This is a genomic window from Pseudomonas sp. SIMBA_068 (genome assembly GCF_046534705.1).
Classification (GTDB): Bacteria; Pseudomonadota; Gammaproteobacteria; order Pseudomonadales; family Pseudomonadaceae; genus Aquipseudomonas; species Aquipseudomonas putida.
This window is the reverse complement of record NZ_JAWRYI010001872.1, coordinates 1-229: the sequence shown is the minus strand read 5'-3', so window position 1 is coordinate 229 and position 229 is coordinate 1. Positions and strand designations below refer to the sequence as shown.

The following is a 229-nucleotide window of genomic DNA, read 5'->3' as shown; positions in this document are numbered from 1 at the left end:
CAGGTGTTTTTGACACGGTTCAAGCGATTTTGGCGAGAAAACGCACTTTGGCCACTGGTGATACTACAGCTGCTTCGCATTATAAATATTCAGCTTTAGCGTCTGGGGTGGGTACAGTGGCGTTTGTGTATGCAGTTTTCAGACCTTTCGTGTTTGGCCCGTTGGGCGTAGCAGTCACATTAAGTCTAGTTGCCTATGAATTGAGTAAACGAGCAGAAAGCAAAGAAGC

1 pseudogene is annotated in these 229 nt (G+C 46.3%); it reads left to right on the top strand.

Annotation, left to right across the window (positions count from 1 at the left end):
* Nucleotides 1-229 (top strand): annotated as a pseudogene (locus SB756_RS36260) (oxidoreductase); the annotation flags it as partial.